The sequence below is a fragment of the Metapseudomonas resinovorans genome (assembly GCF_002003485.1).
In the GTDB taxonomy this organism is placed as follows: domain Bacteria; phylum Pseudomonadota; class Gammaproteobacteria; order Pseudomonadales; family Pseudomonadaceae; genus Metapseudomonas; species Metapseudomonas resinovorans_D.
In genome coordinates this window covers 66,471-87,663 of sequence record NZ_BDMA01000028.1, presented here as the reverse complement: position 1 = coordinate 87,663, position 21,193 = coordinate 66,471, and the positions used below count along the sequence as shown (strand labels likewise).

Annotated in this window: 23 protein-coding genes and 2 tRNA genes; 22 read left to right on the top strand and 3 right to left on the bottom strand. The window is 62.3% G+C overall.

The window, feature by feature from the left end:
- Nucleotides 1-59 precede the first annotated feature (59 nt).
- The 16 genes from aspS to nadA all read left to right on the top strand — a co-directional run bounded on the left by aspS (nt 60) and on the right by nadA (nt 13,517).
- On the top strand, nt 60-1,835 hold the full coding sequence (gene aspS, locus MnOB_RS09740; RefSeq protein ID WP_107504052.1) for an aspartate--tRNA ligase: 1,776 nt from the start codon (nt 60-62) through the stop codon (nt 1,833-1,835).
- Between the two features lie 61 nt (nt 1,836-1,896).
- Complete coding sequence (locus tag MnOB_RS09735) at nt 1,897-2,646, top strand: YebC/PmpR family DNA-binding transcriptional regulator (RefSeq protein ID WP_077524021.1); 750 nt, start codon at nt 1,897-1,899, stop codon at nt 2,644-2,646.
- Nucleotides 2,647-2,926: 280 nt separating this feature from the next.
- Nucleotides 2,927-3,451, top strand: a complete 525-nt coding sequence (gene ruvC, locus MnOB_RS09730; RefSeq protein ID WP_077524020.1) for a crossover junction endodeoxyribonuclease RuvC — start codon at nt 2,927-2,929, stop codon at nt 3,449-3,451.
- A gap of 21 nt (nt 3,452-3,472) precedes the next feature.
- Nucleotides 3,473-4,078: a Holliday junction branch migration protein RuvA gene (gene ruvA, locus MnOB_RS09725; RefSeq protein WP_077524019.1), complete on the top strand. Its 606-nt coding sequence runs from the start codon at nt 3,473-3,475 to the stop codon at nt 4,076-4,078.
- Between the two features lie 6 nt (nt 4,079-4,084).
- Nucleotides 4,085-5,137 (top strand): Holliday junction branch migration DNA helicase RuvB, encoded by a 1,053-nt coding sequence (ruvB, locus tag MnOB_RS09720; RefSeq protein WP_077524018.1) that lies wholly within the window; start codon nt 4,085-4,087, stop codon nt 5,135-5,137.
- A 90-nt stretch (nt 5,138-5,227) separates the two neighbouring features.
- Nucleotides 5,228-5,674 carry a tol-pal system-associated acyl-CoA thioesterase gene (gene ybgC, locus MnOB_RS09715; RefSeq protein ID WP_077524017.1) on the top strand — a complete coding sequence of 149 codons (447 nt, stop codon included), beginning with the start codon at nt 5,228-5,230 and terminating at the stop codon, nt 5,672-5,674.
- A gap of 2 nt (nt 5,675-5,676) precedes the next feature.
- On the top strand, nt 5,677-6,372 hold the full coding sequence (gene tolQ, locus MnOB_RS09710; RefSeq protein ID WP_077524016.1) for a protein TolQ: 696 nt from the start codon (nt 5,677-5,679) through the stop codon (nt 6,370-6,372).
- Nucleotides 6,373-6,406: 34 nt separating this feature from the next.
- Nucleotides 6,407-6,865 (top strand): protein TolR, encoded by a 459-nt coding sequence (gene tolR, locus MnOB_RS09705; protein WP_077524015.1) that lies wholly within the window; start codon nt 6,407-6,409, stop codon nt 6,863-6,865.
- Complete coding sequence (gene tolA, locus MnOB_RS09700; protein ID WP_077524014.1) at nt 6,865-7,905, top strand: cell envelope integrity protein TolA; 1,041 nt, start codon at nt 6,865-6,867, stop codon at nt 7,903-7,905. Before tolR ends, tolA begins: the two co-directional genes overlap by 1 nt.
- Entirely contained in the window at nt 7,902-9,206 is a 1,305-nt protein-coding gene (gene tolB, locus MnOB_RS09695; protein WP_077524013.1) for a Tol-Pal system beta propeller repeat protein TolB, read from the top strand. The genes tolA and tolB overlap by 4 nt, the downstream gene beginning before the upstream one ends.
- Before the next feature lie 58 nt (nt 9,207-9,264).
- Complete coding sequence (gene pal / locus MnOB_RS09690; RefSeq protein WP_028627602.1) at nt 9,265-9,762, top strand: peptidoglycan-associated lipoprotein Pal; 498 nt, start codon at nt 9,265-9,267, stop codon at nt 9,760-9,762.
- A gap of 6 nt (nt 9,763-9,768) precedes the next feature.
- Complete coding sequence (ybgF, locus tag MnOB_RS09685) at nt 9,769-10,593, top strand: tol-pal system protein YbgF (protein WP_077524012.1); 825 nt, start codon at nt 9,769-9,771, stop codon at nt 10,591-10,593.
- A gap of 125 nt (nt 10,594-10,718) precedes the next feature.
- A complete protein-coding gene (queE, locus tag MnOB_RS09680) occupies nt 10,719-11,366 on the top strand; it encodes a 7-carboxy-7-deazaguanine synthase QueE (protein WP_077524032.1) in 648 nt (215 codons plus the stop codon).
- Between the two features lie 70 nt (nt 11,367-11,436).
- Nucleotides 11,437-12,111, top strand: a complete 675-nt coding sequence (queC, locus tag MnOB_RS09675; protein ID WP_077524011.1) for a 7-cyano-7-deazaguanine synthase QueC — start codon at nt 11,437-11,439, stop codon at nt 12,109-12,111.
- A gap of 58 nt (nt 12,112-12,169) precedes the next feature.
- Nucleotides 12,170-12,245, top strand: a tRNA-Lys gene (locus MnOB_RS09670).
- 213 nt (nt 12,246-12,458) lie between these two features.
- Nucleotides 12,459-13,517 carry a quinolinate synthase NadA gene (nadA, locus tag MnOB_RS09665; protein ID WP_077524010.1) on the top strand — a complete coding sequence of 353 codons (1,059 nt, stop codon included), beginning with the start codon at nt 12,459-12,461 and terminating at the stop codon, nt 13,515-13,517.
- 72 nt (nt 13,518-13,589) lie between these two features.
- On the opposite strand, the gene MnOB_RS09660 is transcribed toward nadA, so the two are convergent.
- Nucleotides 13,590-15,023: a M48 family metalloprotease gene (locus MnOB_RS09660; RefSeq protein ID WP_077524009.1), complete on the bottom strand. Its 1,434-nt coding sequence runs from the start codon at nt 15,021-15,023 to the stop codon at nt 13,590-13,592.
- A gap of 156 nt (nt 15,024-15,179) precedes the next feature.
- Between MnOB_RS09660 and MnOB_RS09655 the strand changes: the two genes are divergently transcribed.
- Nucleotides 15,180-15,431, top strand: a complete 252-nt coding sequence (locus MnOB_RS09655; RefSeq protein ID WP_077524008.1) for a sulfurtransferase TusA family protein — start codon at nt 15,180-15,182, stop codon at nt 15,429-15,431.
- A gap of 37 nt (nt 15,432-15,468) precedes the next feature.
- Nucleotides 15,469-16,539: an AI-2E family transporter gene (locus tag MnOB_RS09650; protein WP_077524007.1), complete on the top strand. Its 1,071-nt coding sequence runs from the start codon at nt 15,469-15,471 to the stop codon at nt 16,537-16,539.
- 92 nt (nt 16,540-16,631) lie between these two features.
- Here MnOB_RS09650 and MnOB_RS09645 read toward each other — a convergent pair whose 3' ends face one another.
- Nucleotides 16,632-17,105, bottom strand: a complete 474-nt coding sequence (locus tag MnOB_RS09645; protein ID WP_077524006.1) for a peroxiredoxin — start codon at nt 17,103-17,105, stop codon at nt 16,632-16,634.
- A 13-nt stretch (nt 17,106-17,118) separates the two neighbouring features.
- The gene (locus tag MnOB_RS09640) at nt 17,119-17,676 is read right to left on the bottom strand and encodes a glycine cleavage system transcriptional repressor (protein ID WP_077524005.1); all 558 of its coding nucleotides are present in this window, start codon (nt 17,674-17,676) and stop codon (nt 17,119-17,121) included.
- 178 nt (nt 17,677-17,854) lie between these two features.
- Between MnOB_RS09640 and dapA the strand changes: the two genes are divergently transcribed.
- The 4 genes from dapA to MnOB_RS09620 all read left to right on the top strand — a co-directional run bounded on the left by dapA (nt 17,855) and on the right by MnOB_RS09620 (nt 21,084).
- On the top strand, nt 17,855-18,733 hold the full coding sequence (gene dapA / locus MnOB_RS09635; protein WP_077524004.1) for a 4-hydroxy-tetrahydrodipicolinate synthase: 879 nt from the start codon (nt 17,855-17,857) through the stop codon (nt 18,731-18,733).
- A gap of 18 nt (nt 18,734-18,751) precedes the next feature.
- Nucleotides 18,752-19,870, top strand: coding sequence for an outer membrane protein assembly factor BamC (gene bamC, locus MnOB_RS09630; RefSeq protein WP_077524003.1), 1,119 nt, complete (start codon nt 18,752-18,754; stop codon nt 19,868-19,870).
- A 95-nt stretch (nt 19,871-19,965) separates the two neighbouring features.
- On the top strand, nt 19,966-20,835 hold the full coding sequence (locus tag MnOB_RS09625) for a phosphoribosylaminoimidazolesuccinocarboxamide synthase (RefSeq protein ID WP_077524002.1): 870 nt from the start codon (nt 19,966-19,968) through the stop codon (nt 20,833-20,835).
- 159 nt (nt 20,836-20,994) lie between these two features.
- Nucleotides 20,995-21,084: transfer RNA gene (locus tag MnOB_RS09620), tRNA-Ser, on the top strand.
- Nucleotides 21,085-21,193 lie beyond the last annotated feature (109 nt).

Below are 21,193 nucleotides of genomic sequence, written 5' to 3'. Positions count from 1 at the left end.
GCTCCGACGCCCTTTGGCGGACGGACGAATTCACGACTCAAGAGAAGCGAAACACGACCATGATGCGCAGCCACTATTGCGGCCAACTGAACGAGAGCCTGGACGGCCAGGAAATCACCCTCTGCGGTTGGGTACACCGCCGCCGCGACCACGGCGGGGTCATTTTCCTCGATATCCGTGACCGCGAAGGCCTGGCCCAGGTGGTATTCGACCCGGATCGCGAAGAAACCTTCGCCCGTGCCGACCGCGTCCGCAGCGAATTCGTGGTCAAGATCACCGGCAAGGTTCGCCTGCGTCCGGAAGGTGCTCGTAACGCCAACATGGCGTCGGGCGCCATCGAGGTGCTGGGCTACGAGCTGGAAGTGCTGAACCAGGCCGAGACCCCGCCGTTCCCGCTGGACGAATATTCCGACGTAGGCGAAGAAACCCGACTGCGCTACCGCTTCATCGACCTGCGTCGTCCGGAAATGGCTGCCAAGCTGAAACTGCGTGCGCGCATCACCAGCAGCATCCGTCGCTACCTGGACGAGAACGGCTTCCTCGACGTGGAAACCCCGATCCTGGGTCGCCCGACTCCGGAAGGCGCCCGCGACTACCTGGTGCCGAGCCGCACCTACCCCGGCCACTTCTTCGCCCTGCCGCAGTCGCCCCAGCTGTTCAAGCAACTGCTGATGGTGGCTGGCTTCGACCGCTACTACCAGATTGCCAAGTGCTTCCGCGACGAAGACCTGCGTGCCGACCGCCAGCCGGAATTCACCCAGATCGACATCGAAACCAGCTTCCTGGACGAGAGCGACATCATCGGCATTACCGAGAAGATGGTGCGCCAGCTGTTCAAGGAAGTGCTGGATGTCGAGTTCGACGAGTTCCCGCACATGCCTTTCGAAGAAGCCATGCGCCGCTACGGCTCGGACAAGCCCGACCTGCGTATCCCGCTGGAACTGGTTGACGTTGCCGACCAGCTGAAAGGCGTGGAATTCAAGGTCTTCTCCGGCCCGGCCAACGATCCGAAAGGCCGCGTCGCCGCCCTGCGCGTGCCGGGCGCCGCTTCCATGCCGCGCAGCCAGATCGACGACTACACCAAGTTCGTCGGTATCTACGGTGCCAAAGGCCTGGCCTACATCAAGGTCAACGAGCGCGCCAAGGGCGTCGAGGGCCTGCAGTCGCCCATCGTCAAGTTCATCCCCGAAGAGAACCTCAATGTGATCCTCGACCGCGTCGGTGCGGTTGATGGCGACATCGTGTTCTTCGGCGCCGACAAGGCCAAGATCGTCTGCGACGCGCTGGGCGCCCTGCGTATCAAGGTTGGCCATGATCTCAAGCTGCTCACCAAGGAGTGGGCGCCGATGTGGGTCGTGGACTTCCCGATGTTCGAAGAGAACGACGACGGCAGCCTGACTTCGCTGCACCACCCGTTCACCTCGCCCAAGTGCAGCCCGGCGGAGCTGGAGGCCAACCCGGCCGACGCCCTGTCCCGTGCCTATGACATGGTGCTGAACGGCACCGAACTGGGCGGCGGTTCCATCCGTATCCACGACAAGTCCATGCAGCAGTCGGTGTTCCGCGTGCTTGGCATCGACGATGCGGAGCAGGAAGAGAAGTTCGGCTTCCTCCTCGATGCGCTCAAGTACGGTGCACCGCCGCATGGCGGCCTGGCCTTCGGTCTGGACCGTCTGGTGATGCTGATGACCGGCGCAGCGTCGATCCGCGAAGTGATCGCCTTCCCGAAAACCCAGAGCGCCGGCGACGTCATGACCCAGGCGCCGGGCACCGTGGATGCCAAGGCCCTGCGCGAGCTGAACATCCGTCTGCGCGAACAGGCCAAGGCCGAGTAATCAGAACCAACCCGAGGCGGCGCCAGACGGCGCCGTCCGTTCAGAAAATACGGAGTGAGTTATGGCTGGTCATTCCAAGTGGGCCAACATCAAGCACCGCAAAGAACGTCAGGACGCCAAGCGCGGCAAGATTTTCACCAAGCTCATTCGTGAGCTGACCGTCGCCGCCAAGCATGGCGGTGGCAACCCGGCGGATAACCCGCGTTTGCGTCTGGCCGTAGACAAGGCGCTGACTGCGAACATGACCCGCGACACCATCGACCGTGCGATTGCGCGCGGCGCCGGCTCGAACGAAGCCGACAACATGGTCGAGCTCAGCTACGAAGGTTATGCGCCGAGTGGCGTGGCCATCATCATTGAAGCCATGACCGACAACCGCAACCGCACCGCGGCCGAAGTGCGTCATGCCTTCAGCAAGTGCGGCGGGAACCTGGGTACCGATGGTTCGGTGGCCTACATGTTCGACCGCAAGGGCCAGATCAGCTTCGCGCCCGGCGTGAACGAAGAAGCCCTGATGGAAGCGGCCCTGGAAGCGGGCGCCGATGACGTCGTGGCTGAAGAAGACGGCTCCGTCGAGGTCTACACCACGTTCGCCGACTTCCTTTCGGTGAATGAAGCGCTGACCGCCGCCGGTTTCAAGGGCGATGAAGCGGAAGTGGCGATGATTCCGTCGATCGCTGCCCCCATCTCCGACCTGGAGACCGCGCAGAAGGTCATGAAACTGATCGACATGCTGGAAGACTTGGACGACGTCCAGAACGTCTACCACAACGCTGAGATCCCAGACGAGATCATGGAGCAGCTCGGCTGAGAACCTGATCACGATCAGCTGCGCGTCGGCCCTGCGGCGTTAAAAACAGGCTCGGAATGCTCATTTACAGCTCGTAAACTCCGCTTCCTCTCCTGTTTTGGCCTTGCATGGCTCTAGCTCGCATGATCGTGACCAGGTTCTAGCGCTAGCGTGATCCGGAAGCCGGAAGTCGCCCCGCGCGCTTCCGGCTTTTTTGTTGGCGGGCCACTCCGTATACTCGCGGCTGGATAAATAGACAGTGTGCCGGCCCTCGGGTCGGCTCCGTGGAGCTTGCGGCGGCATGACCCTGATTCTTGGTATCGACCCCGGTTCGCGTATCACCGGTTACGGTGTGGTCCGCGATACCGGGCGCGGCTGCGAATACGTCGCCTCGGGTTGCATCCGTACCGGCGCTGGCGTGTTGTACGAGCGCCTGCAGATCGTCTTTCGCGGCGTGAGCGAGGTCATCCGCGCCTACGAGCCGGTGACCATGGGCATCGAGCAGGTATTCATGGCGCGTAACGCCGATTCCGCGCTCAAGCTCGGCCAGGCTCGTGGTGCGGCCATAGTCGCGGCTGCCGAAGCTGGCCTGGAAATCGCCGAGTACACCGCCAGCCAGGTCAAGCAGGCTATCGCTGGAACCGGCGGCGCCGACAAGCAGCAAGTGCAGATGATGGTCATGCATCTGCTCAAGTTGGTGCAGAAACCGCAGATCGACGCATCCGATGCCCTGGCCATCGCCCTGTGCCATGCACACCACCGACAAAGCCTGATTCCCCACGGCCTGGCCACCGCCAAACGGCGGGGCGGTCGTCTTCGTCTGTAATCAATTCAAAGGACGCAATTCGTGATTGGACGCTTGCGCGGCAACCTGGCGGAGAAGCAACCGCCGCATCTGATCCTCGACGTCAACGGCGTGGGTTACGAGCTGGAAGTCCCCATGACCACCCTCTATCGCCTGCCGTCGGTGGGTGAGCCGGTGACGCTGCACACCCATCTGGTCGTGCGCGAAGACGCCCACCTGCTCTATGGCTTCTTCGAGAAGCGTGAGCGAGAGCTGTTTCGCGAGCTGATCCGCTTGAACGGCGTCGGCCCGAAGCTGGCCCTGGCGCTGATGTCCGGCCTGGAGGTAGATGAACTGGTGCGCTGTGTACAGGCCCAGGACACCTCCACGCTGGTGAAGATTCCTGGCGTGGGCAAGAAAACCGCCGAGCGCCTGCTGGTGGAGCTCAAGGACCGCTTCAAGGCTTGGGAAACCATGCCGGCCATCGCCACCCTGGTGGTCGAACCCCGGGTTGGCGTGGCAGTCTCCAGTGCGGAGAATGATGCCCTCGCCGCCCTTATCGCCCTGGGATTCAAGCCTCAAGAGGCCAGCCGAGCGGTGTCCGCGATCAAGGAAGAAGGGCTGTCCAGCGAAGAAATGATCCGCCGCGCCCTGAAAGGAATGGTGTAAGTCCGAATGATCGAAGCCGACCGCCTCATCACCGCCAGCAGTCGCGATCGCGACGAGCAGCTCGACCGTGCGATTCGCCCGCTGAAGCTTGCCGACTACATCGGCCAGCCGGTGGTGCGTGAGCAGATGGAGCTCTTCATCCAGGCTGCGAAGGGGCGGAGCGAGGCCCTCGACCATACCCTGATCTTCGGCCCGCCCGGCCTTGGCAAGACCACCCTGGCGAACATCATCGCCAGCGAGATGGGCGTTGCCATCAAGAGTACGTCCGGCCCTGTGCTGGAGCGGCCGGGCGACCTGGCAGCGCTGCTGACCAATCTGGAAGCGGGGGACGTGCTCTTCGTGGACGAGATCCACCGCCTCTCGCCCATTGTGGAAGAAGTGCTTTATCCCGCGATGGAAGATTTCCAGCTGGACATCATGATCGGCGAAGGCCCAGCGGCCCGTTCGATCAAGCTGGATCTGCCGCCGTTCACCCTGGTTGGCGCCACCACGCGGGCCGGCATGCTGACCAATCCTCTGCGCGATCGCTTCGGTATCGTCCAGCGACTGGAGTTCTACAACACCCAGGACCTGGCCACCATCGTTGCTCGTTCCGCCGGCATCCTCGGCCTGCATATCGAGCCCGAGGGCGCGTTCGAGATCGCGCGCCGTGCACGAGGTACCCCGCGTATCGCCAACCGGCTGCTGCGCCGGGTGCGTGATTTCGCTGAAGTGCGTGGTCAGGGCGAGATTACCCGCGTCATCGCCGACAAGGCGCTGAACCTGCTGGACGTCGACGAGCGTGGCTTCGACCACCAGGATCGGCGTCTACTGCTGACCATGATCGACAAATTCGATGGCGGACCGGTAGGGATCGACAACCTGGCGGCAGCCATCAGCGAAGAACGCCATACGATCGAGGACGTTCTCGAGCCCTACCTGATCCAGCAGGGCTACATCATGCGTACGCCGAGGGGGAGGGTAGTGACCCGTCACGCCTACTTACACTTCGGCCTGAACCTCCCCAAGCGCATGGCGGACAATCCGACCGCCGATCTTTTCAGCTCGGGTGACGAATAGCCGCTACTGTGGTCGAAGCGCTCGGCAGGGGTAGCCATGAAAAAACAGTTGCCTGGCCGGATTGGCAACCTTAGGAGTAAGCACTAGAGTATGCGCGCGCAAAATGGGGCCCAGCCGTTTCAGCATCGTTGTCGTGTCTATTTCGAAGACACCGATGCCGGCGGCATCGTCTACTACGTCAATTACCTCAAGTTCATGGAGCGGGCTCGAACCGAGCGTCTGCGCAGTCTGGGCTTTGCCCAGTCCGAGCTGGCCGGGGAGAACCTGCTGTTCGTCGTGCATTCGGCCGAAGCGCGCTATTTGGCGCCCGCGAAGCTGGACGACGTACTGGACGTCAGTGCCGAGGTCATGGAGTTGAACCGTGCCAGCCTGCGTTTTCGTCAACAGGTCAGGCGAGCCACCGATAACGCATTGCTATGCGAAGGGCAGTTCCTGATTGCCTGTATACGTGCCGACAGTTTGAAACCCCGGGCGATCCCCGAAGCGCTACGTGAAGCCTTCGCCGCCGACCCGGGTCTATTCCCAGCAGGAGATTAAGCGTGGAAGCCAACGTCGTCGACCATACCTCCATGTGGAGCCTGATCAGCAACGCCAGTATCGTGGTGCAGCTGGTCATGCTGATCCTGGTGGCCGCATCGGTCACCTCCTGGATCATGATTTTCCAGCGCAGCAACATGCTGCGCGCCGCCAAGAAGTCGCTGGAAACCTTCGAAGAGCGTTTCTGGTCGGGTATCGACCTGTCCAAGCTGTACCGCCAGGCTGGCAGCAATCCTGATCCGGACTGCGGCGTCGAGCAGATTTTCCGCGCCGGCTTCAAGGAATTCTCCCGTCTGCGCCAGCAAGCCGGCGTGGACCCGGATGCGGTGATGGAAGGTGTGGCCCGCGCCATGCGCGTCGCCATTTCCCGTGAGGAAGAGAAGCTCGAGCAGAGCCTGCCGTTCCTCGCCACCGTGGGTTCCACCAGTCCGTACATCGGCCTGTTCGGTACCGTGTGGGGCATCATGAACTCCTTCCGCGGTCTGGCCCAGGTGCAGCAGGCGACCCTGGCAACCGTGGCGCCCGGTATCGCCGAGGCCCTGATCGCCACCGCGATCGGCCTGTTTGCCGCGATCCCGGCGGTCATCGCCTACAACCGCTTCTCCGCTCGTGGCGAGACCCTGATCGGTCGCTACTACACCTTCGCCGACGAGTTCCAGGCCATCCTGCACCGCAAAGTGCACACCAGCGACGAGTAAGTCGCCGGGCCCCTGAGAGGAAAGGTTTCAAGCCATGGCCAGAATCCGCCAAAAACGCAAACCGGTCGCCGAGATGAACGTCGTGCCTTACATCGACGTCATGCTCGTGCTGCTGGTGATCTTCATGGTCACCGCGCCCATGCTCAACCAGGGCGTCAAGGTTGATCTGCCGAAGGTTTCCAGCGAGGCCCTGCCGCAGGACAACAATGCCCGCGTCCTGACCATCTCGATCAAGGCCGACAAGTCCTACTACTGGAACATGGGTGAAGAAGTAGAGACCGACCAGACCCGCAAGAGCGAGACCTCGGTCTCCCTGGATGCGTTGGTCCAGGCAGCCTCCGGCATCATGGCCGAGAACAGCCGCCAGGGTAAGACGGTCCAGGTCTTCGTCCGTGGTGACAAGACGGTCGACTACGGCGCCGTGATGGCGGTGATGGGCGGCCTGCAGAAGGCCGGCGTGGCCAACGTCGGGCTGATCACCGAGGCGCCCTGATGCAGCAGCAGAGCGAACGCTCCTCCTCGGAAAGTTACTTCTGGCCGACCGTCTGGGCTGTGTCTCTGCACGTCCTGATGTTCGGCATGTTGTTCGTCAGCTTCGCCTTCACCCCGGAACTGCCGCCGTCCCGTCCGATCGTGCAGGCCACCCTGTACCAGCTCAAATCCCAGAGCCAGGCCACTACCCAGACCAACCAGAAAATCGCTGGCGAGAAGAAGCAGACCACTGCTCCTCAGTATGAGACCGAGCAGCTGGAGCAGAAGAAGGCCGAGGAACAGAAGGTAGCGGCTGCGGCCAAGGCGTCGGAACAAAAGAAAGCCGAAGAAGCTCGAAAGGCCGAGCAGGCGGAGAAGAAGGCCGAGGAGGCCAAGCAGGCAGCCGAAGCCAAGAAAGCCGAAGACGCGAAGAAGGTCGAAGAGAAGAAACAGGCTGATTTCGCCAAGAAGAAAGCCGAAGAGGAAGCCAAGAAGCAGGCGGCCGAAGAGACGAAGAAGAAAGCCGCTGAGGAGGCCAAGAAAAAGGCCGCTGAAGAGGCGAAGAAGAAGGCGACTGCTGAAGCTGCGAAGAAGAAAGCTGCCGAGGATGCCAAGAAAAAGGCTGCCGCCGATGCCGCGAAGAAGAAAGCGGCTGAGCAAGCCAAACGCAAGGCCGCCGAGGACAAGAAGGCCGCCGCACTGGCCGAACTCCTGTCCGAGGATGTGGGCCACCAGCAGGCTCTGGCTGACGAAGTCGGCGACCAGGTCGCGGGCAGTCTCGACGATCTGATCATCAAGCTGGTCAGCGAGCAGTGGCGTCGCCCGCCATCGGCACGTAACGGCATGAGCGTAGAGGTAATGATCGAGATGCTGCCGGACGGCACCATCACCAACGCCAGTGTCACCCGCTCCAGCGGTGATGCGCCCTTCGACAGCTCGGCCGTGAGTGCCGTGCGCAGCGTGGGGCGTATCCCAGAGATGCAACAACTGGATCGCGCTACCTTTGACCAGATGTACAGGCAGCGCCGCATCATCTTCAAACCGGAGGATTTAGGTCTGTGAATACCCTCATTCGTATCGTCCTGATCGGGGTGGCCATGCTGGTCGGCTCCGTCCAGGCCGCCGACCCGCTGGTAATCACCAGCGGTACCGATCGGGCGACCCCGATCGCCGTGGTGCCCTTTGGCTGGCAGGGCGGCACCGTGCTGCCCACCGACATCTCCGAAGTGGTCGGCAATGACCTGCGCAATTCCGGCTACTTCGAGCCGATCCCGCGGCAGAACATGATCAGCCTGCCGACCCAGGCCAGCGAAGTGATCTTCCGCGACTGGAAAGCCCTGGGCGCCCAGTACGTGCTGGTCGGCAGCGTCGTTCCGTCTGGTGGCCGTCTGCAAGTGCAGTTCGCGCTGTTCAACGTCACGACCGAACAACAGGTAATGGCCGGCAACGTCAGCGGCTCGACCGATCAGCTGCGTGACATGGCGCACTACATCGCCGACCAGTCGTTCGAGAAGCTCACTGGTGTCAAGGGTGCGTTCTCCACCCGTATGCTCTACGTGACCGCCGAACGTTTCTCGGTGAACAACACCCGCTACACCCTGCAGCGCTCCGACTACGACGGTCAGCGCGCGGTAACCCTGCTGCAGTCCCGCGAGCCCATCCTGTCGCCGCGCTATGCACCGGATGGTCGCCGCATCGCCTACGTGTCCTTCGAGCAACGTCGTCCACGTATCTTCATCCAGCACATCGATACCGGCCGCCGCGAGCAGATCACCAACTTCGAAGGCCTGAACGGTGCGCCGGCTTGGTCGCCAGAAGGCAATCGCCTGGCATTCGTGCTGTCCCGCGACGGCAACCCGGAGATCTACGTGATGGACCTGGGCAGCCGCCAGATGCGTCGCGTGACCAACAACATGTCCATCGACACCGAGCCGTTCTGGGGCGCTGATGGCCAGACCATCTATTTCACCTCGGATCGTGCCGGCAAGCCGCAGATCTACAAGGCCAACATCAACGGCGGCGAGCCGCAGCGCGTGACCTTCGTGGGCAACTACAACGCCAACCCGAAGCTCTCGGCTGACGAGAAGATGCTGGTGATGATCCATCGTCAGGATGGCTTCACCAACTTCAAGGTGGCTGCACAGGATCTGACCCGCTCGGGCAGTGCTCCGCGCATCCTTTCCGGCACCTCCCTGGACGACTCGCCCACTGTTGCGCCTAATGGCACCATGCTAATCTACGCAACTCGCCAGCAGGGGGGCGGCGTGCTGATGCTCGTGTCTACAAACGGGCGCGTACGAGTCCCGATTCCCACAGTTCAGGGCGACATTCGCGAACCTTCCTGGTCGCCGTACCTGAACTGAAGCGGTCTTTAAAAAATACCTTTGCTAAACACACCTGGGGTTCATTAGGAGTTACATGATGGAAATGCTGAAATTCGGCAAGTTTGCCGCTCTCGCTCTGGCCATGGCCGTAGCTGTTGGTTGCTCGTCCAAAGGCGGCGAAGGCACCGGTGAAGGCGCTGTTGACCCGAACGCTGGCTACAACGCCGGTGGCAGCGGTGTAGACGGCAGCATGAGCGAAGAAGCCGCTCTGCGCGCTATCACCACCTTCTACTTCGAGTACGACAGCTCCGACCTGAAGCCGGAAGCCATGCGCGCTCTGGACGTACACGCCAAGGACCTGAAGGCCAACGGCAACCGCGTTGTCCTGGAAGGCCACACCGACGAGCGCGGTACCCGCGAGTACAACATGGCTCTGGGCGAGCGTCGTGCCAAGGCCGTTCAGCGTTACCTGGTTCTGCAGGGCGTTTCCCCGGCTCAGGCTGAACTGGTTTCCTACGGCGAAGAGCGTCCGGTTGCCACTGGCAACGACGAGCAGTCCTGGGCGCAAAACCGTCGCGTAGAACTGCGTAAGTAATTCGCGATGCGCAAGTCCAGTCGTGCTCTGACCATTCTGGCCCTCTCCAGCCTGCCGTTTGCTGCGCTGGCTGAGGTTCCCGTTGTGGATAACGACGCCGGTTACGGCGGCAGTTACCCTCCGGCCGGTTACGGCACGACTGGTGCCGCCTACGCGGGAACGGGGGCTCCCGCAGCCCCTGTCTCCGCGCAGGGCGAGCTGTTCATGCAGTTGCAGCAGATGCAGGAAGAGATCACTCGCCTGCGTGGCATGCTTGAAGAGCAGCAGTACGAAATCCAGCGCCTGAAACAGGAAAGCCTGGAGCGATACCAGGATCTGGATCGCCGACTTTCCGGTGGTGCCGCAGCCGGCGCACCGGTATCCCCGACTTCCCCTGCCGCTGGCGCACCTGCGACCAACGGCGCCGCGGCCGCTCCCGCGCAGCAACCAGCTGCCAGCAGCGAACCGGGCGACCCCGCGAAGGAAAAGCTCTACTACGACGCTGCCTTCGACCTGATCAAGGCAAAGGATTTCGACAAGGCCAGCCAGGCCTTCACCGCTTTCCTGCGCAAGTATCCGAACAGCCAGTACGCCGGCAACGCGCAATACTGGCTGGGCGAGGTGAACCTCGCCAAGGGTGACCTGCAAGGCGCCAGCCAGGCTTTCGCCCGGGTTGGCCAGGCCTACCCGCAGCACCCGAAAGTGCCGGACTCCATGTACAAGCTGGCGGACGTCGAGCAGCGCCTCGGCAATGCCGACAAGGCCAAGAGCATTCTCCAGCAAGTCATCAGCCAGTTCCCAGGCAGCTCGGCCGCCCAGTTGGCCCAGCGCGACCTCCAGCGCCTGCCCTGACGCCCGACCTCCGGATCACGAAAACCCGCGCCAGTCGCGGGTTTTTTCGTTAGAATCGCCGCCCCCAACCTTCATTCCCGCAACGGAGGCGGATGGCCTGTTTCGCCGTCACGCCCGTGGCTGATATGCATCAAACCCTGCGAATTACCGAGATTTTCTACTCGCTGCAGGGGGAAACACGTACCGCCGGCCTACCGACGGTCTTCGTGCGCCTGACCGGCTGCCCCCTGCGTTGTCAGTATTGCGACACCGCCTACGCCTTCAGTGGCGGTGAGCTCATGACGCTCGACGCTATTCTTGAGCGCGTCGCCGCCTATAAGCCGCGCTATATCTGCGTCACCGGCGGTGAGCCGCTGGCCCAGCCGAACTGCATCCCGCTGCTGCAACGCCTGTGCGACGCTGGCTACGAAGTGTCCATCGAGACCAGTGGTGCGCTCGATGTGTCCGCTGTGGATCCGCGAGTGAGCAAGGTCGTCGACCTCAAGACTCCTGGCTCGGCGGAAGTCGGCCGCAACCGCTATGAAAACATTGCCCACCTCACGGCCAATGACCAGGTGAAGTTCGTCATCTGCTCTCGCGAGGACTATGACTGGGCGGTGTCCAAGCTGATCGAGTATCGCCTCGAGCAGCGGGCCGGCGAGGTGCTGTTCTCTCCTAGCTACAAGGAGGTCAGCGCGCGCGACCTGGCGGACTGGATCGTCGCCGACAACCTGCCCGTGCGCCTGCAGCTGCAGTTGCACAAAATTCTCTGGAACGACGAACCGGGTCACTGATCCGGCTCGATTGCGCACCTTGCCTCCCCGTGACTTGCGCGCGGGGCAGGCCGATTTCGAGGGGTATCCCATGAGCGAGAAGAAAGCGGTCATCTTGCTGTCCGGCGGCCTGGACTCGGCCACCGTCGTCGCGCTGGCCCGTGCCGAAGGCTATGCCTGCTACACCATGAGTTTCGACTACGGCCAGCGGCACCGCGCCGAGCTGAACGCCGCCGAGCGGGTAGCCCGCCAGCTTGGCGTGGTGGAGCACAAAGTGATCGGCCTCAACCTGGACGGCATCGGCGGCTCGGCCCTGACCGACACCTCCATCGATGTGCCTGAAAGCCCGACCGAAGGCATTCCGGTGACCTACGTGCCGGCGAGAAACACGGTGTTCCTGTCGCTGGCCCTGGGTTGGGCCGAGGTGCTGGGTGCGCGGGATATCTTCATTGGCGTCAATGCGGTGGACTATTCCGGCTACCCGGATTGCCGCCCCGAGTTCGTCGAGGCGTTCCAACGCATGGCCAACCTGGCCACCAAGGCGGGTGTGGAGGGTGATGGTTTCCGTATCCAGGCGCCGCTGCAGAACCTGAGCAAGGCAGAGATCGTCCAGGCTGGCCTGCGTCATGGCGTCGACTACGGGCTTACCGTGTCTTGCTATCAGGCTGACGATGACGGCCGCGCTTGCGGCAAGTGCGACAGCTGCCGATTGCGTGCGGCGGGCTTCACTGCAGCCGGAGTAGTGGACCCGACCCGCTATCAGTAAATTTTTTCACGAGAGGTGTTGAATTCCTGAATAAAATCAGTATCATGCGCCTCGCGTTGGGTCGTTAGCTCAGTCGGTAGAGCAGTTGGCTTTTAACCAATTGGTCGTAGGTTCGAATCCTACACGACCCACCATCTTCAAAAGCCCGCCTTTCAAGGCGGGCTTTTTCGTTTCCGGGCTTTGAGTCGCTCGGGAAATTCCTCGGGCGTACCTGATGGATGGCGCTTGCCACCCGTGTCCCAGCGCCGCCAAATCTGCGTTATCATCCGCCGCCCCCCGTGGCCCTTTGGCTACAGAGGCGGATGTATAATCGTCTTCGCGCCGTCGCGCTCGCAGGTCCAGCTCCCATGACACAGCTTTCCGAACGCTTTCTGGTCCAGGCCCACCTCGCCGCCAAGCAGCCCAAACCGCTGACGGCTGAGGAGGAGGCGCACTACCGTGCCGCCATTGCTGCTGAGCTGAAGGCCCGTGACGCGGTGCTGGTGGCTCACTATTACTGCGACCCGGTCATCCAGGCGCTGGCAGAGGAAACCGGTGGCTGCGTCTCCGACTCCCTCGAGATGGCCCGCTTCGGCAACCAGCATCCGGCAAAGACCGTGGTTGTTGCCGGTGTGCGCTTCATGGGTGAGACCGCGAAGATCCTCAATCCGGAAAAACGCGTTCTGATGCCCACCCTGGAAGCGACCTGCTCCCTGGACCTGGGCTGCCCCGTCGATGAGTTCTCGGCGTTCTGCGATCAGCATCCGGAACGCACCGTGGTTGTCTACGCGAACACCTCCGCAGCCGTGAAGGCCCGTGCCGACTGGGTGGTGACTTCCAGTTGCGCACTGGAGATCGTCGAGAGCCTGATGGACAACGGCGAAACCATCATCTGGGCGCCGGACCAGCATCTGGGCCGATATATCCAGCGTGAAACCGGGGCCGACATGCTGCTCTGGGACGGTGCCTGCATCGTTCACGAAGAGTTCAAGGCCAAGCAATTGCAGGATATGAAGGCCCTGTACCCCGATGCTGCGGTGCTGGTGCACCCGGAATCTCCTGAGGCTGTGATCGAGCTGGCCGACGCGGTCGGATCCACCAGCCAACTGATCAAGGCGGCGCAGACGCTGCCGAACAAGATGTTCATCGTCGCTACTGATCGCGGCATCTTCTACAAGATGCAGCAGCTGTGCCCGGACAAACAGTTCATCGAGGCCCCGACCGCTGGCAATGGTGCGGCCTGTCGCAGTTGCGCCCACTGCCCGTGGATGGCCATGAACACCCTGGAACGCACCCTGCAATGCCTGCGCGAAGGTACGAACGAAATCTTCGTCGATCCGGCGCTGATCCCGAAGGCGATCAAACCGCTCAAGCGCATGCTGGACTTCACCCAGGCTGCACGCATGAAACAGGCCGGTAACGCCTGATTCCGCCCCATGAAAAAGCCCGGACTTGTCCGGGCTTTTTTGTGTCTGGGCCAATCGAGGGAGCAGCCTCGATCAACGCATCATCTGTTTGAGCATCCTCTGCTGGTCGGCCATTTCCTGCTGGCGGGCATCGATGCGCGCAGCGAGGGGGAAGTTGCTGCCGGCACGACGTTTGGCGAAGTCCAACTGCTCGATGGCCTGGTCGTAGTCGCCCACCAGAGCGAAGTACTCGGCACGGGCCTGGTGCAAGCCGATAGTGTTCCCAGCCAGTCCGCGTACCTCCGCCACCTGGTACCACACATCCGGATCGTGCGGTCGGCTCTTCAGCAGCCCGTCGAGTACCTTCTCCGCGTCCTTCGCCTTGTTCTGCTTGATCAGCAGGTCGCTGCGCATCTGTTTCAGCGGGTAGTTGTTGGGGTACTGGGCGAGCAGGCGGTCAACGCGTTGCTGGGCATCGGGCAGGCGATTGGCGGTGATGTCGAGGTCCACCTGCGCCAGGTTGTAGACGATCTCGTTGGGCGCCTTGGCCAGGAGCGGTGCCAGGTTGTCACGCGCTTGGTTGAGTTGGCCGCCCTTGATCTGGGCGATCGCCAGGCCATAGCGGGCGGCGTCCAGCTTCGGGTCTTCCTCGAGCTGGGCGCGGAAGCGCTTGGCGGCGATACCGGGGGTCTCCTCGAACATGAGCTGCACGCGGGCGCGCATCAGCTGGTAGCGCAGGCTGTTCTCAACGCCGCCTGGCGGCAGCTGTTCGGCGCGGTTGCGGGTATCGGCGATACGGTTTTCGGTCACCGGGTGGGTCAGGAGGAATTCCGGCGGCTTGGCGTCATAGCGGTACTGGCGCATCAGGCGCTCGAACATGCGCGGCATCGCGCGAGGGTCGTAGCCGGCCTTTTCCAGATTGAGCAGGCCGATGCGGTCGGCCTCCTGTTCGTTCTGCCGGGAGAAGCGGCGTTGTTCCTGGATGGCGGCGGCCTGGGTACCCATGATCGCCGCCATGCCGGCATCGCCGGCGCCGGCGGCGGCGGCGACGATACCTGCAAGCATCGCGGCCATCACTGGAATCTGCATACGCTGTTGGGCTTCTACGCCACGGGCGAAGTGGCGTTGCGACAAGTGCGCCAATTCGTGGGCCAGTACCGAGGCGTACTCGGCTTCGGTAGGCGCATAGATGAAGAGGCCGCCGTTGACGCCGATGATCCCGCCCGGAGCCGCGAAGGCGTTCAATTGCGGGCTGTTGAGCAGAACGAACTCCAGGCGGCGGTCCTGCAATTGGCTGGTTTCGGCCAGTCGATAGACGCTGGACTCCACGTAGTCCTTCAGTTGCGGGTCATTGAGTTGCGGCACCTGGCCGCGCAGCAGGCTCAGCCAGGCGCGGCCAAGCTGATGTTCCTGTTCCGGGGATACGATGGAAGAACTGGAATCCCCCAGCGATGGCAGATCATCGGCGATGAGGGGTGGAGCGAGAAAACAGGCAAGCGTCAGCAGAGTGGGGCGCAGAAGATTCATGCACTGGGCTCGTTGGCGGCAAAGGCCTAACTGTAGCCTCCAGCGCTGCTGGCTGGCCAGCGAAGCTCTGCCTTCGGTATCCTAACCGCCCGCTCAAGTATTTCCGCCCCGCGACCTTCCTGAACGACCCGCCAGGCGCCTTCCCGGAGACTTCCCATGACTGACACTTCCAGTCGAACCGACGATTTCGACGTCGAGCTGGATGCCAGCGGACTGAACTGCCCGTTGCCCCTGCTCAAGGCCAAGCTCGAGCTCAATCGCCTGAACAGTGGCGCAGTGCTCAAGGTGATCGCTACCGACGCCGGGTCCCAGCGTGACTTCCGTGCTTTCGCGCAGTTGGCCGGGCACCAGTTGCTGCGCGAAGAGGTCGAAGACGGCGTCTTCCGCTACTGGTTGCGCAAGGCCTGACCCGGGCCCGCCTTGGCGGGCCATTCAAGGAATTCTGATGCTCAAGGTGCTTCGCGACTGGGTCCAGCGCTACTTCTCTGACGAAGAAGCCGTTGTGCTGGCTGTGGTCCTCGTTCTCGGCTTCACCGTCGTTCTTACCCTCGGCAATATGCTGGCGCCCGTGCTGGCGGGAATGGTCCTGGCTTTCCTCATGCAGGGCCTGGTCAACCTGCTGGAGCGCCTGCGACTGCCACAGTCCCTGGCAGTGTGGATCGTATTCGCCCTGTTCATCGGTGCACTGGCCCTGATTATCGGTGTCCTGGTGCCGTTGCTCTGGCAGCAACTGAGCAAGCTATTCCAGGAGCTGCCAGGGATGCTTGGCGAATGGCAGTCGTTGCTGCTGCTCCTGCCCGAGCGCTATCCCCATCTGGTGACCGATGAGCAGGTGCTCAAGGCCATCGAGGTGACCCGCAGCGAAGTCGCCAAGTTCGGCCAGTGGGCGCTGACCTTCTCCCTGTCCAGCCTGCCTTTGCTGGTCAACATCATGATCTACCTGGTCCTGGTGCCGATCCTGGTGTTCTTCTTCCTGAAGGATCGGGTGCTGATCGGGCGCTGGTTCAGCGGCTACCTGCCCAGCGAACGCGGCTTGATGACCCAGGTCTGGGACGAAGTGAACATCCAGATCGCCAACTACATTCGCGGCAAGGTGATTGAAATCGTCATCTGTGGTGCGGTGACCTACGTGGCGTTCGTCTGGCTCGGCCTGAATTACGCGGCGCTGCTGGCCCTGCTGGTAGGGCTCTCGGTGGTCGTGCCTTACATCGGTGCTGTGGTGGTGACCGTGCCGGTCGCCTTGATCGCGCTGTTCCAGTGGGGCTGGAGCGACCAGTTCATCTACCTGATGGTGGTCTACACCGTGATCCAGACCCTGGACGGCAACGTCCTCGTGCCGCTGCTGTTCTCCGAAGCGGTGAACCTGCATCCGGTAGCGATCATTTGCGCCGTGCTCCTGTTCGGTGGGCTCTGGGGCTTCTGGGGAGTGTTCTTCGCCATTCCCCTGGCAACCCTGTTCAAAGCCGTACTGGATGCCTGGCCTCGAGCCGGCCCTGGAAATGCAGTGGTGCAGTGAGGCTGAGCCGGGTGGATGCGCCCGGACAACGCATTCCTTGATCGGATAAATGAAAAAAGGCCGCGATTGCGGCCTTTTTCATTGGGGCGGGATCAACCCTTGTTCAGTGCCTGGGCGGCGGCGAGCACGGCGTCGACGTGGCCGGGTACCTTCACGCCTCGCCATTCCTGGCGCAGCACCCCGTCCTTGTCGATGAGAAAGGTGCTGCGGTCAACGCCCATGTATTCCTTGCCGTAGAGCTTCTTCAGCTTGATCACGTCGAAAAGCTGGCAGAGCGATTCATCCTTGTCGGAGATCAGCTCGAAGGGGAATTCCTGTTTGCACTTGAAGTTCTCGTGGGACTTCATGCCGTCGCGGGAGACACCGAAGATGGCGGTGTTCGCAGCCAGGAAGGCGGCATGCTGGTCACGAAAACCCTGGCCTTCGGTGGTGCAGCCGGGGGTGCTGTCCTTCGGATAGAAATAGAGCACTACCTGCTTGCCCTTGAGCGCGGACAGGCTGACCTCCAGGCCATTCGTGGCCTGGGCGGTGAAATCGGCGACGGATTGATTCAGGGAAACGGCCATGTCTGCTTGCTCCTCAGGGGTGTTGCGGGCGCCAGGGTTCGATCAGGGCGTCGAGGTTCAGGGCGTCGGCAAAGTCCAGGAACTGGTCGCGCAGCCAACTGATCTGGGTGCCGGCGGGCAGGGTGACGGTGATCGTGGCGTTGAGCATGGTGCCGCCGGTCTGAGGCGCCTGATAGGTGTCGCAGGTCAGGTTTTCCAACTCGACGCGGTGGTCGATGAAGAACTGGCACAGCTCATTGAGAATGTCCGGGCGATAGGCGGCGCTGATATAGGCCACATAGGGCAGCGCCTGCGGGCGTGTTTCCATGGCGCTGCTGCGGGTCACGTTGGCGGTGAACCCATGCCGCTTGGACAGTGCGGCCATTCCCGCTTCCAGGCGCGCCAGGCCGTCCCAGCTACCGGAAACCTGCAGCACCAGGGCGCTGAATTCGCCGTGGCGGGTCAAGCGGCTGCTGACCACGGCGCAACGGTTTTCCTGGCTGGCGCGGCACAGCACGTTGGTCAGCTCCATCGGGTTGCGGCCCAGGGCACTGATCAAAAGGAATTGTTCGCGGGGCGGGGTGGTGGACATGCAGCATTCCTAGAGCGAGGGGAGGGCGGCCGGAGCCACACTGTTCAAACGGGGAAGGTTAGCGAAAAGCGTCGCCGAGGGAAATGCTGTAACCGCCTGACGGCGCTTGCGTTCACCTTGTGCAAGGCCAGAGCCGACAGTACCATTACGGCTCTCTTTTTCCGGCAGGAGCGGTTGCATGATTGCGGGCAGTATGGTGGCACTGGTTACGCCCATGGATGCGCAGGGTCAATTGGACTGGGACAGCCTCTCCAAACTCGTCGACTTCCATCTTCAAGAGGGCACCAACGCCATAGTCGCCGTCGGCACCACGGGCGAGTCCGCCACGCTTGACGTCAACGAGCACGTCGAAGTGATCCGTCGCGTCGTGGATCAGGTCAATGGCCGCATCCCAGTCATCGCCGGCACCGGTGGCAACTCCACCCGTGAGTCGGTCGAACTCACCGCCGCCGCCAAGAAAGTCGGTGCCGATGCCTGCCTGCTGGTAACCCCGTACTACAACAAGCCGACCCAGGAAGGCCTGTACCAGCACTTCCGCCACATCGCCGAAGCCGTCGCCATCCCGCAGATCCTCTACAACGTACCGGGCCGCACCGTCTGCGACATGCTCCCGGAAACCGTTGAGCGCCTGTCGAAGATCAGCAACATCATCGGCATCAAGGAAGCCACTGGCGACCTGCAGCGCGGCCAGGAAGTACTGAACCGCGTCAGCAAAGATTTCCTCGTCTACTCCGGTGACGACGCCACTGCCGTCGAACTGATGCTGATGGGCGGCAAGGGCAATATCTCGGTTACCGCCAACGTTGCCCCGCGCGCCATGGCCGACCTCTGCGCTGCCGCCATGCGTGGCGATGCCGAAGTCGCTCGCGCCATCAACGACAAGCTGATGCCGCTGCACAAGGCACTGTTCATCGAGTCCAACCCGATTCCGGTGAAATTCGCCCTGCACGAAATGGGTCTGATGCCCGACGGCATTCGTCTGCCGTTGACCTGGCTCAGCCCGCGTTGCCACGAGCCTCTGCGCCAAGCCATGCGCCAGTCCGGCGTACTTGCCTAATCCAAGGAAACATTCCGCATGAAGCGACTGGCCGGACTCTCCGCTCTCGCCCTGATCATTTCCAGCACCAGCGGTTGCGGCTGGCTCTGGGGCAAAGATGGCTATTTCCGTGATCGCGGCAGCGATTACCTGGAATCTCGCCAGACGGCTCCCATGCAGCTCCCGCCGGACGTTGATGCCAAGCCTCTCGACCCGCTGCTGCCGGTACCGATGAACGTTGCCGACACCCGCGCTGAAGGTGAATACGAAGTCCCCCGTCCGCAGGCCCTGCAGGGCAAGGGTGAAGTCAGCGACTACAGCCTGCAGAAGAGCGGCGACTCCCGTTGGGTGGTTGCCCAGCGTGTCCCGGCTGAAGTCTGGCCTGTGGCCCGCCAGTTCTTCGAGAACGGTGGTTTCCGCATTGCCGACGAGCGTCCGCAGACCGGCGAGTTCAGCACCGACTGGCAGCGTCTCGACCAGCTTTCCGGTTCCCTGGCCCGTCGCCTGGGTAGCCGCGTGAGCGGCGTCGAGCCGGACAGCGAAGTCCGCGCTCGCGTACGTATCGAGCCGGGCGTGCAGCGCAATACCAGCGAAATCTTCGTGACCACTGTCAGCCGTCCGGCTGGCAGCACCGCCGATACTGGCTGGCCGAGCCGTTCCGACAACGCGAGCCTGGAAGCCGCTCTGCTGGACGAAATGCTTGCCAGCATGGCCCGCAGCTCCGAGCAAGGCGGATCCGTGTCGTTGCTCGCCGCCCGCGACTTCGATGCGCCGAGCCGCGTGACCCTGTCCGAAGACGGTAACGGCAACCCCATGCTCAGCCTCGGCGCCGACTTCGACCGTTCCTGGTCCAGCGTCGGTCGCGCCCTGGAAAACGGCGATGTCCGCGTCGACGACATCAACCGCAGCCTGGGTGTGTACTACATCAACCTCGCCGAAGGCGCCGAGAAGAAAGACGAGAAGCCCGGCTTCTTCAGCAGCCTCTGGGGTAGCGACTCCAGCGCAGAAGAAATCGAAGCCCGTGCCGAACGCTACCAGGTCCGCCTGACCCGCGTTGGCGATTCCGTTCAGGTGACCGTGGAGAAGGACATCAACACCGTGGCCCCCGCCGATGTGGCGCGCCGCGTGCTGACCCTGATCCAGGAAAACCTCGGCTAAGAGCAAGAGGTACGCCGCCCAGCGGCGGATCGTGGAAACAACAAGGCGAAACCCCCGGGTTTCGCCTGTTTCGTTTGATAAAGGCGGAAAACGACATGAGCACACCCACCACCCTCAGCCTGAAGAAGATCTACTCGGGGAAGGTTCGCGACCTTTACGAAATCGACGACAAGCGCATGCTGATGGTCGCTACTGACCGCCTTTCCGCGTTCGACGTGATCCTCGACCAGCCGATTCCGGAGAAGGGCAAGATCCTGACCGCCATCTCCAACTTCTGGTTCGACAAGCTGTCCGACGTCGTCCCCAACCACTTCACTGGCGACAAGGTGGAAGATGTCGTTCCCGCCGCTGAACTGCCCCTGGTGGAAGGCCGTGCCGTAGTCGCCAAGCGCCTCAAACCCGTCGCTGTGGAAGCCATCGTGCGTGGCTACATCGTCGGCTCGGGCTGGAAGGAATACCAGAAGACCGGCACCGTCTGCGGCATCCAGCTGCCGGCCGGCCTGAAGGAAGCCTCCAAGCTGCCGCAACCCATCTTCACCCCCTCGACCAAGGCCGCTGTCGGCGACCACGACGAGAACATCTCCTTCGAACAGTGCGAAGCCATCATCGGCAAGGAACTGGCCGCCAAGGTCCGCGACACTGCCATCGCCCTGTACAGCACCGCCGTCGAGTACGCCGCCACCCGCGGCATCATCATCGCCGACACCAAGTTCGAGTTCGGCATCGACGAAGATGGCACCCTGACCCTGATGGACGAAGTGCTGACCCCCGACTCCAGCCGCTTCTGGCCGGTGGAAAGCTACGTCGAAGGCAAGAACCCGCCGAGCTTTGACAAACAGTTCGTGCGCGACTGGCTGGAATCCACCGGCTGGAACAAGGAACCGCCGGCCCCGGCCGTACCTGCGGATGTCGCCCAGAAAACCGCCGACAAGTACCGCGAAGCCCTGACCAAGCTCACTTCCTGATCGCTCCTCCCGGAATTCGCCCCTCGCTGCAGGGGCGAATTCGTTCGCCAAAGATGGCGTAGCGATCCCTCTCACACCGCAACCATCTGAAACCACGCGAAAAAATCTCCCCTACGGGCTTCGCCAATGGCCGATGAGCTGGTATCATGCGCGCCGTTCGGGAAGATGCCGGAGTGGCCGAACGGGACGGATTCGAAATCCGTTGTGTCAGCAATGGCACCTAGGGTTCAAATCCCTATCTTCCCGCCATATTCAATAGCCTAAACCCCTGAAATTCCTAGAGTTTCAGGGGTTTTTGCTTTCTGGCTCGCCCCAGAGTGTCGAAAACCCCAGTACGGCTTGCTCAGTCGCTTCACTC

What these genes read in the sequence shown, in the direction of transcription:
- aspS (WP_107504052.1), top strand. Translation starts at nt 60, where the DNA reads ATGATGCGCAGCCACTATTGCGGCCAACTGAACGAGAGCCTGGACGGC.
- MnOB_RS09735 (WP_077524021.1), top strand. Translation starts at nt 1,897, where the DNA reads ATGGCTGGTCATTCCAAGTGGGCCAACATCAAGCACCGCAAAGAACGT.
- ruvC (WP_077524020.1), top strand. Translation starts at nt 2,927, where the DNA reads ATGACCCTGATTCTTGGTATCGACCCCGGTTCGCGTATCACCGGTTAC.
- ruvB (WP_077524018.1), top strand. Translation starts at nt 4,085, where the DNA reads ATGATCGAAGCCGACCGCCTCATCACCGCCAGCAGTCGCGATCGCGAC.
- ybgC (WP_077524017.1), top strand. Translation starts at nt 5,228, where the DNA reads ATGCGCGCGCAAAATGGGGCCCAGCCGTTTCAGCATCGTTGTCGTGTC.
- tolR (WP_077524015.1), top strand. Translation starts at nt 6,407, where the DNA reads ATGGCCAGAATCCGCCAAAAACGCAAACCGGTCGCCGAGATGAACGTC.
- tolA (WP_077524014.1), top strand. Translation starts at nt 6,865, where the DNA reads ATGCAGCAGCAGAGCGAACGCTCCTCCTCGGAAAGTTACTTCTGGCCG.
- pal (WP_028627602.1), top strand. Translation starts at nt 9,265, where the DNA reads ATGGAAATGCTGAAATTCGGCAAGTTTGCCGCTCTCGCTCTGGCCATG.
- ybgF (WP_077524012.1), top strand. Translation starts at nt 9,769, where the DNA reads ATGCGCAAGTCCAGTCGTGCTCTGACCATTCTGGCCCTCTCCAGCCTG.
- queE (WP_077524032.1), top strand. Translation starts at nt 10,719, where the DNA reads ATGCATCAAACCCTGCGAATTACCGAGATTTTCTACTCGCTGCAGGGG.
- queC (WP_077524011.1), top strand. Translation starts at nt 11,437, where the DNA reads ATGAGCGAGAAGAAAGCGGTCATCTTGCTGTCCGGCGGCCTGGACTCG.
- nadA (WP_077524010.1), top strand. Translation starts at nt 12,459, where the DNA reads ATGACACAGCTTTCCGAACGCTTTCTGGTCCAGGCCCACCTCGCCGCC.
- MnOB_RS09660 (WP_077524009.1), bottom strand. Translation starts at nt 15,023, where the DNA reads ATGAATCTTCTGCGCCCCACTCTGCTGACGCTTGCCTGTTTTCTCGCT.
- MnOB_RS09655 (WP_077524008.1), top strand. Translation starts at nt 15,180, where the DNA reads ATGACTGACACTTCCAGTCGAACCGACGATTTCGACGTCGAGCTGGAT.
- MnOB_RS09650 (WP_077524007.1), top strand. Translation starts at nt 15,469, where the DNA reads ATGCTCAAGGTGCTTCGCGACTGGGTCCAGCGCTACTTCTCTGACGAA.
- MnOB_RS09645 (WP_077524006.1), bottom strand. Translation starts at nt 17,105, where the DNA reads ATGGCCGTTTCCCTGAATCAATCCGTCGCCGATTTCACCGCCCAGGCC.
- MnOB_RS09640 (WP_077524005.1), bottom strand. Translation starts at nt 17,676, where the DNA reads ATGTCCACCACCCCGCCCCGCGAACAATTCCTTTTGATCAGTGCCCTG.
- dapA (WP_077524004.1), top strand. Translation starts at nt 17,855, where the DNA reads ATGATTGCGGGCAGTATGGTGGCACTGGTTACGCCCATGGATGCGCAG.
- bamC (WP_077524003.1), top strand. Translation starts at nt 18,752, where the DNA reads ATGAAGCGACTGGCCGGACTCTCCGCTCTCGCCCTGATCATTTCCAGC.
- MnOB_RS09625 (WP_077524002.1), top strand. Translation starts at nt 19,966, where the DNA reads ATGAGCACACCCACCACCCTCAGCCTGAAGAAGATCTACTCGGGGAAG.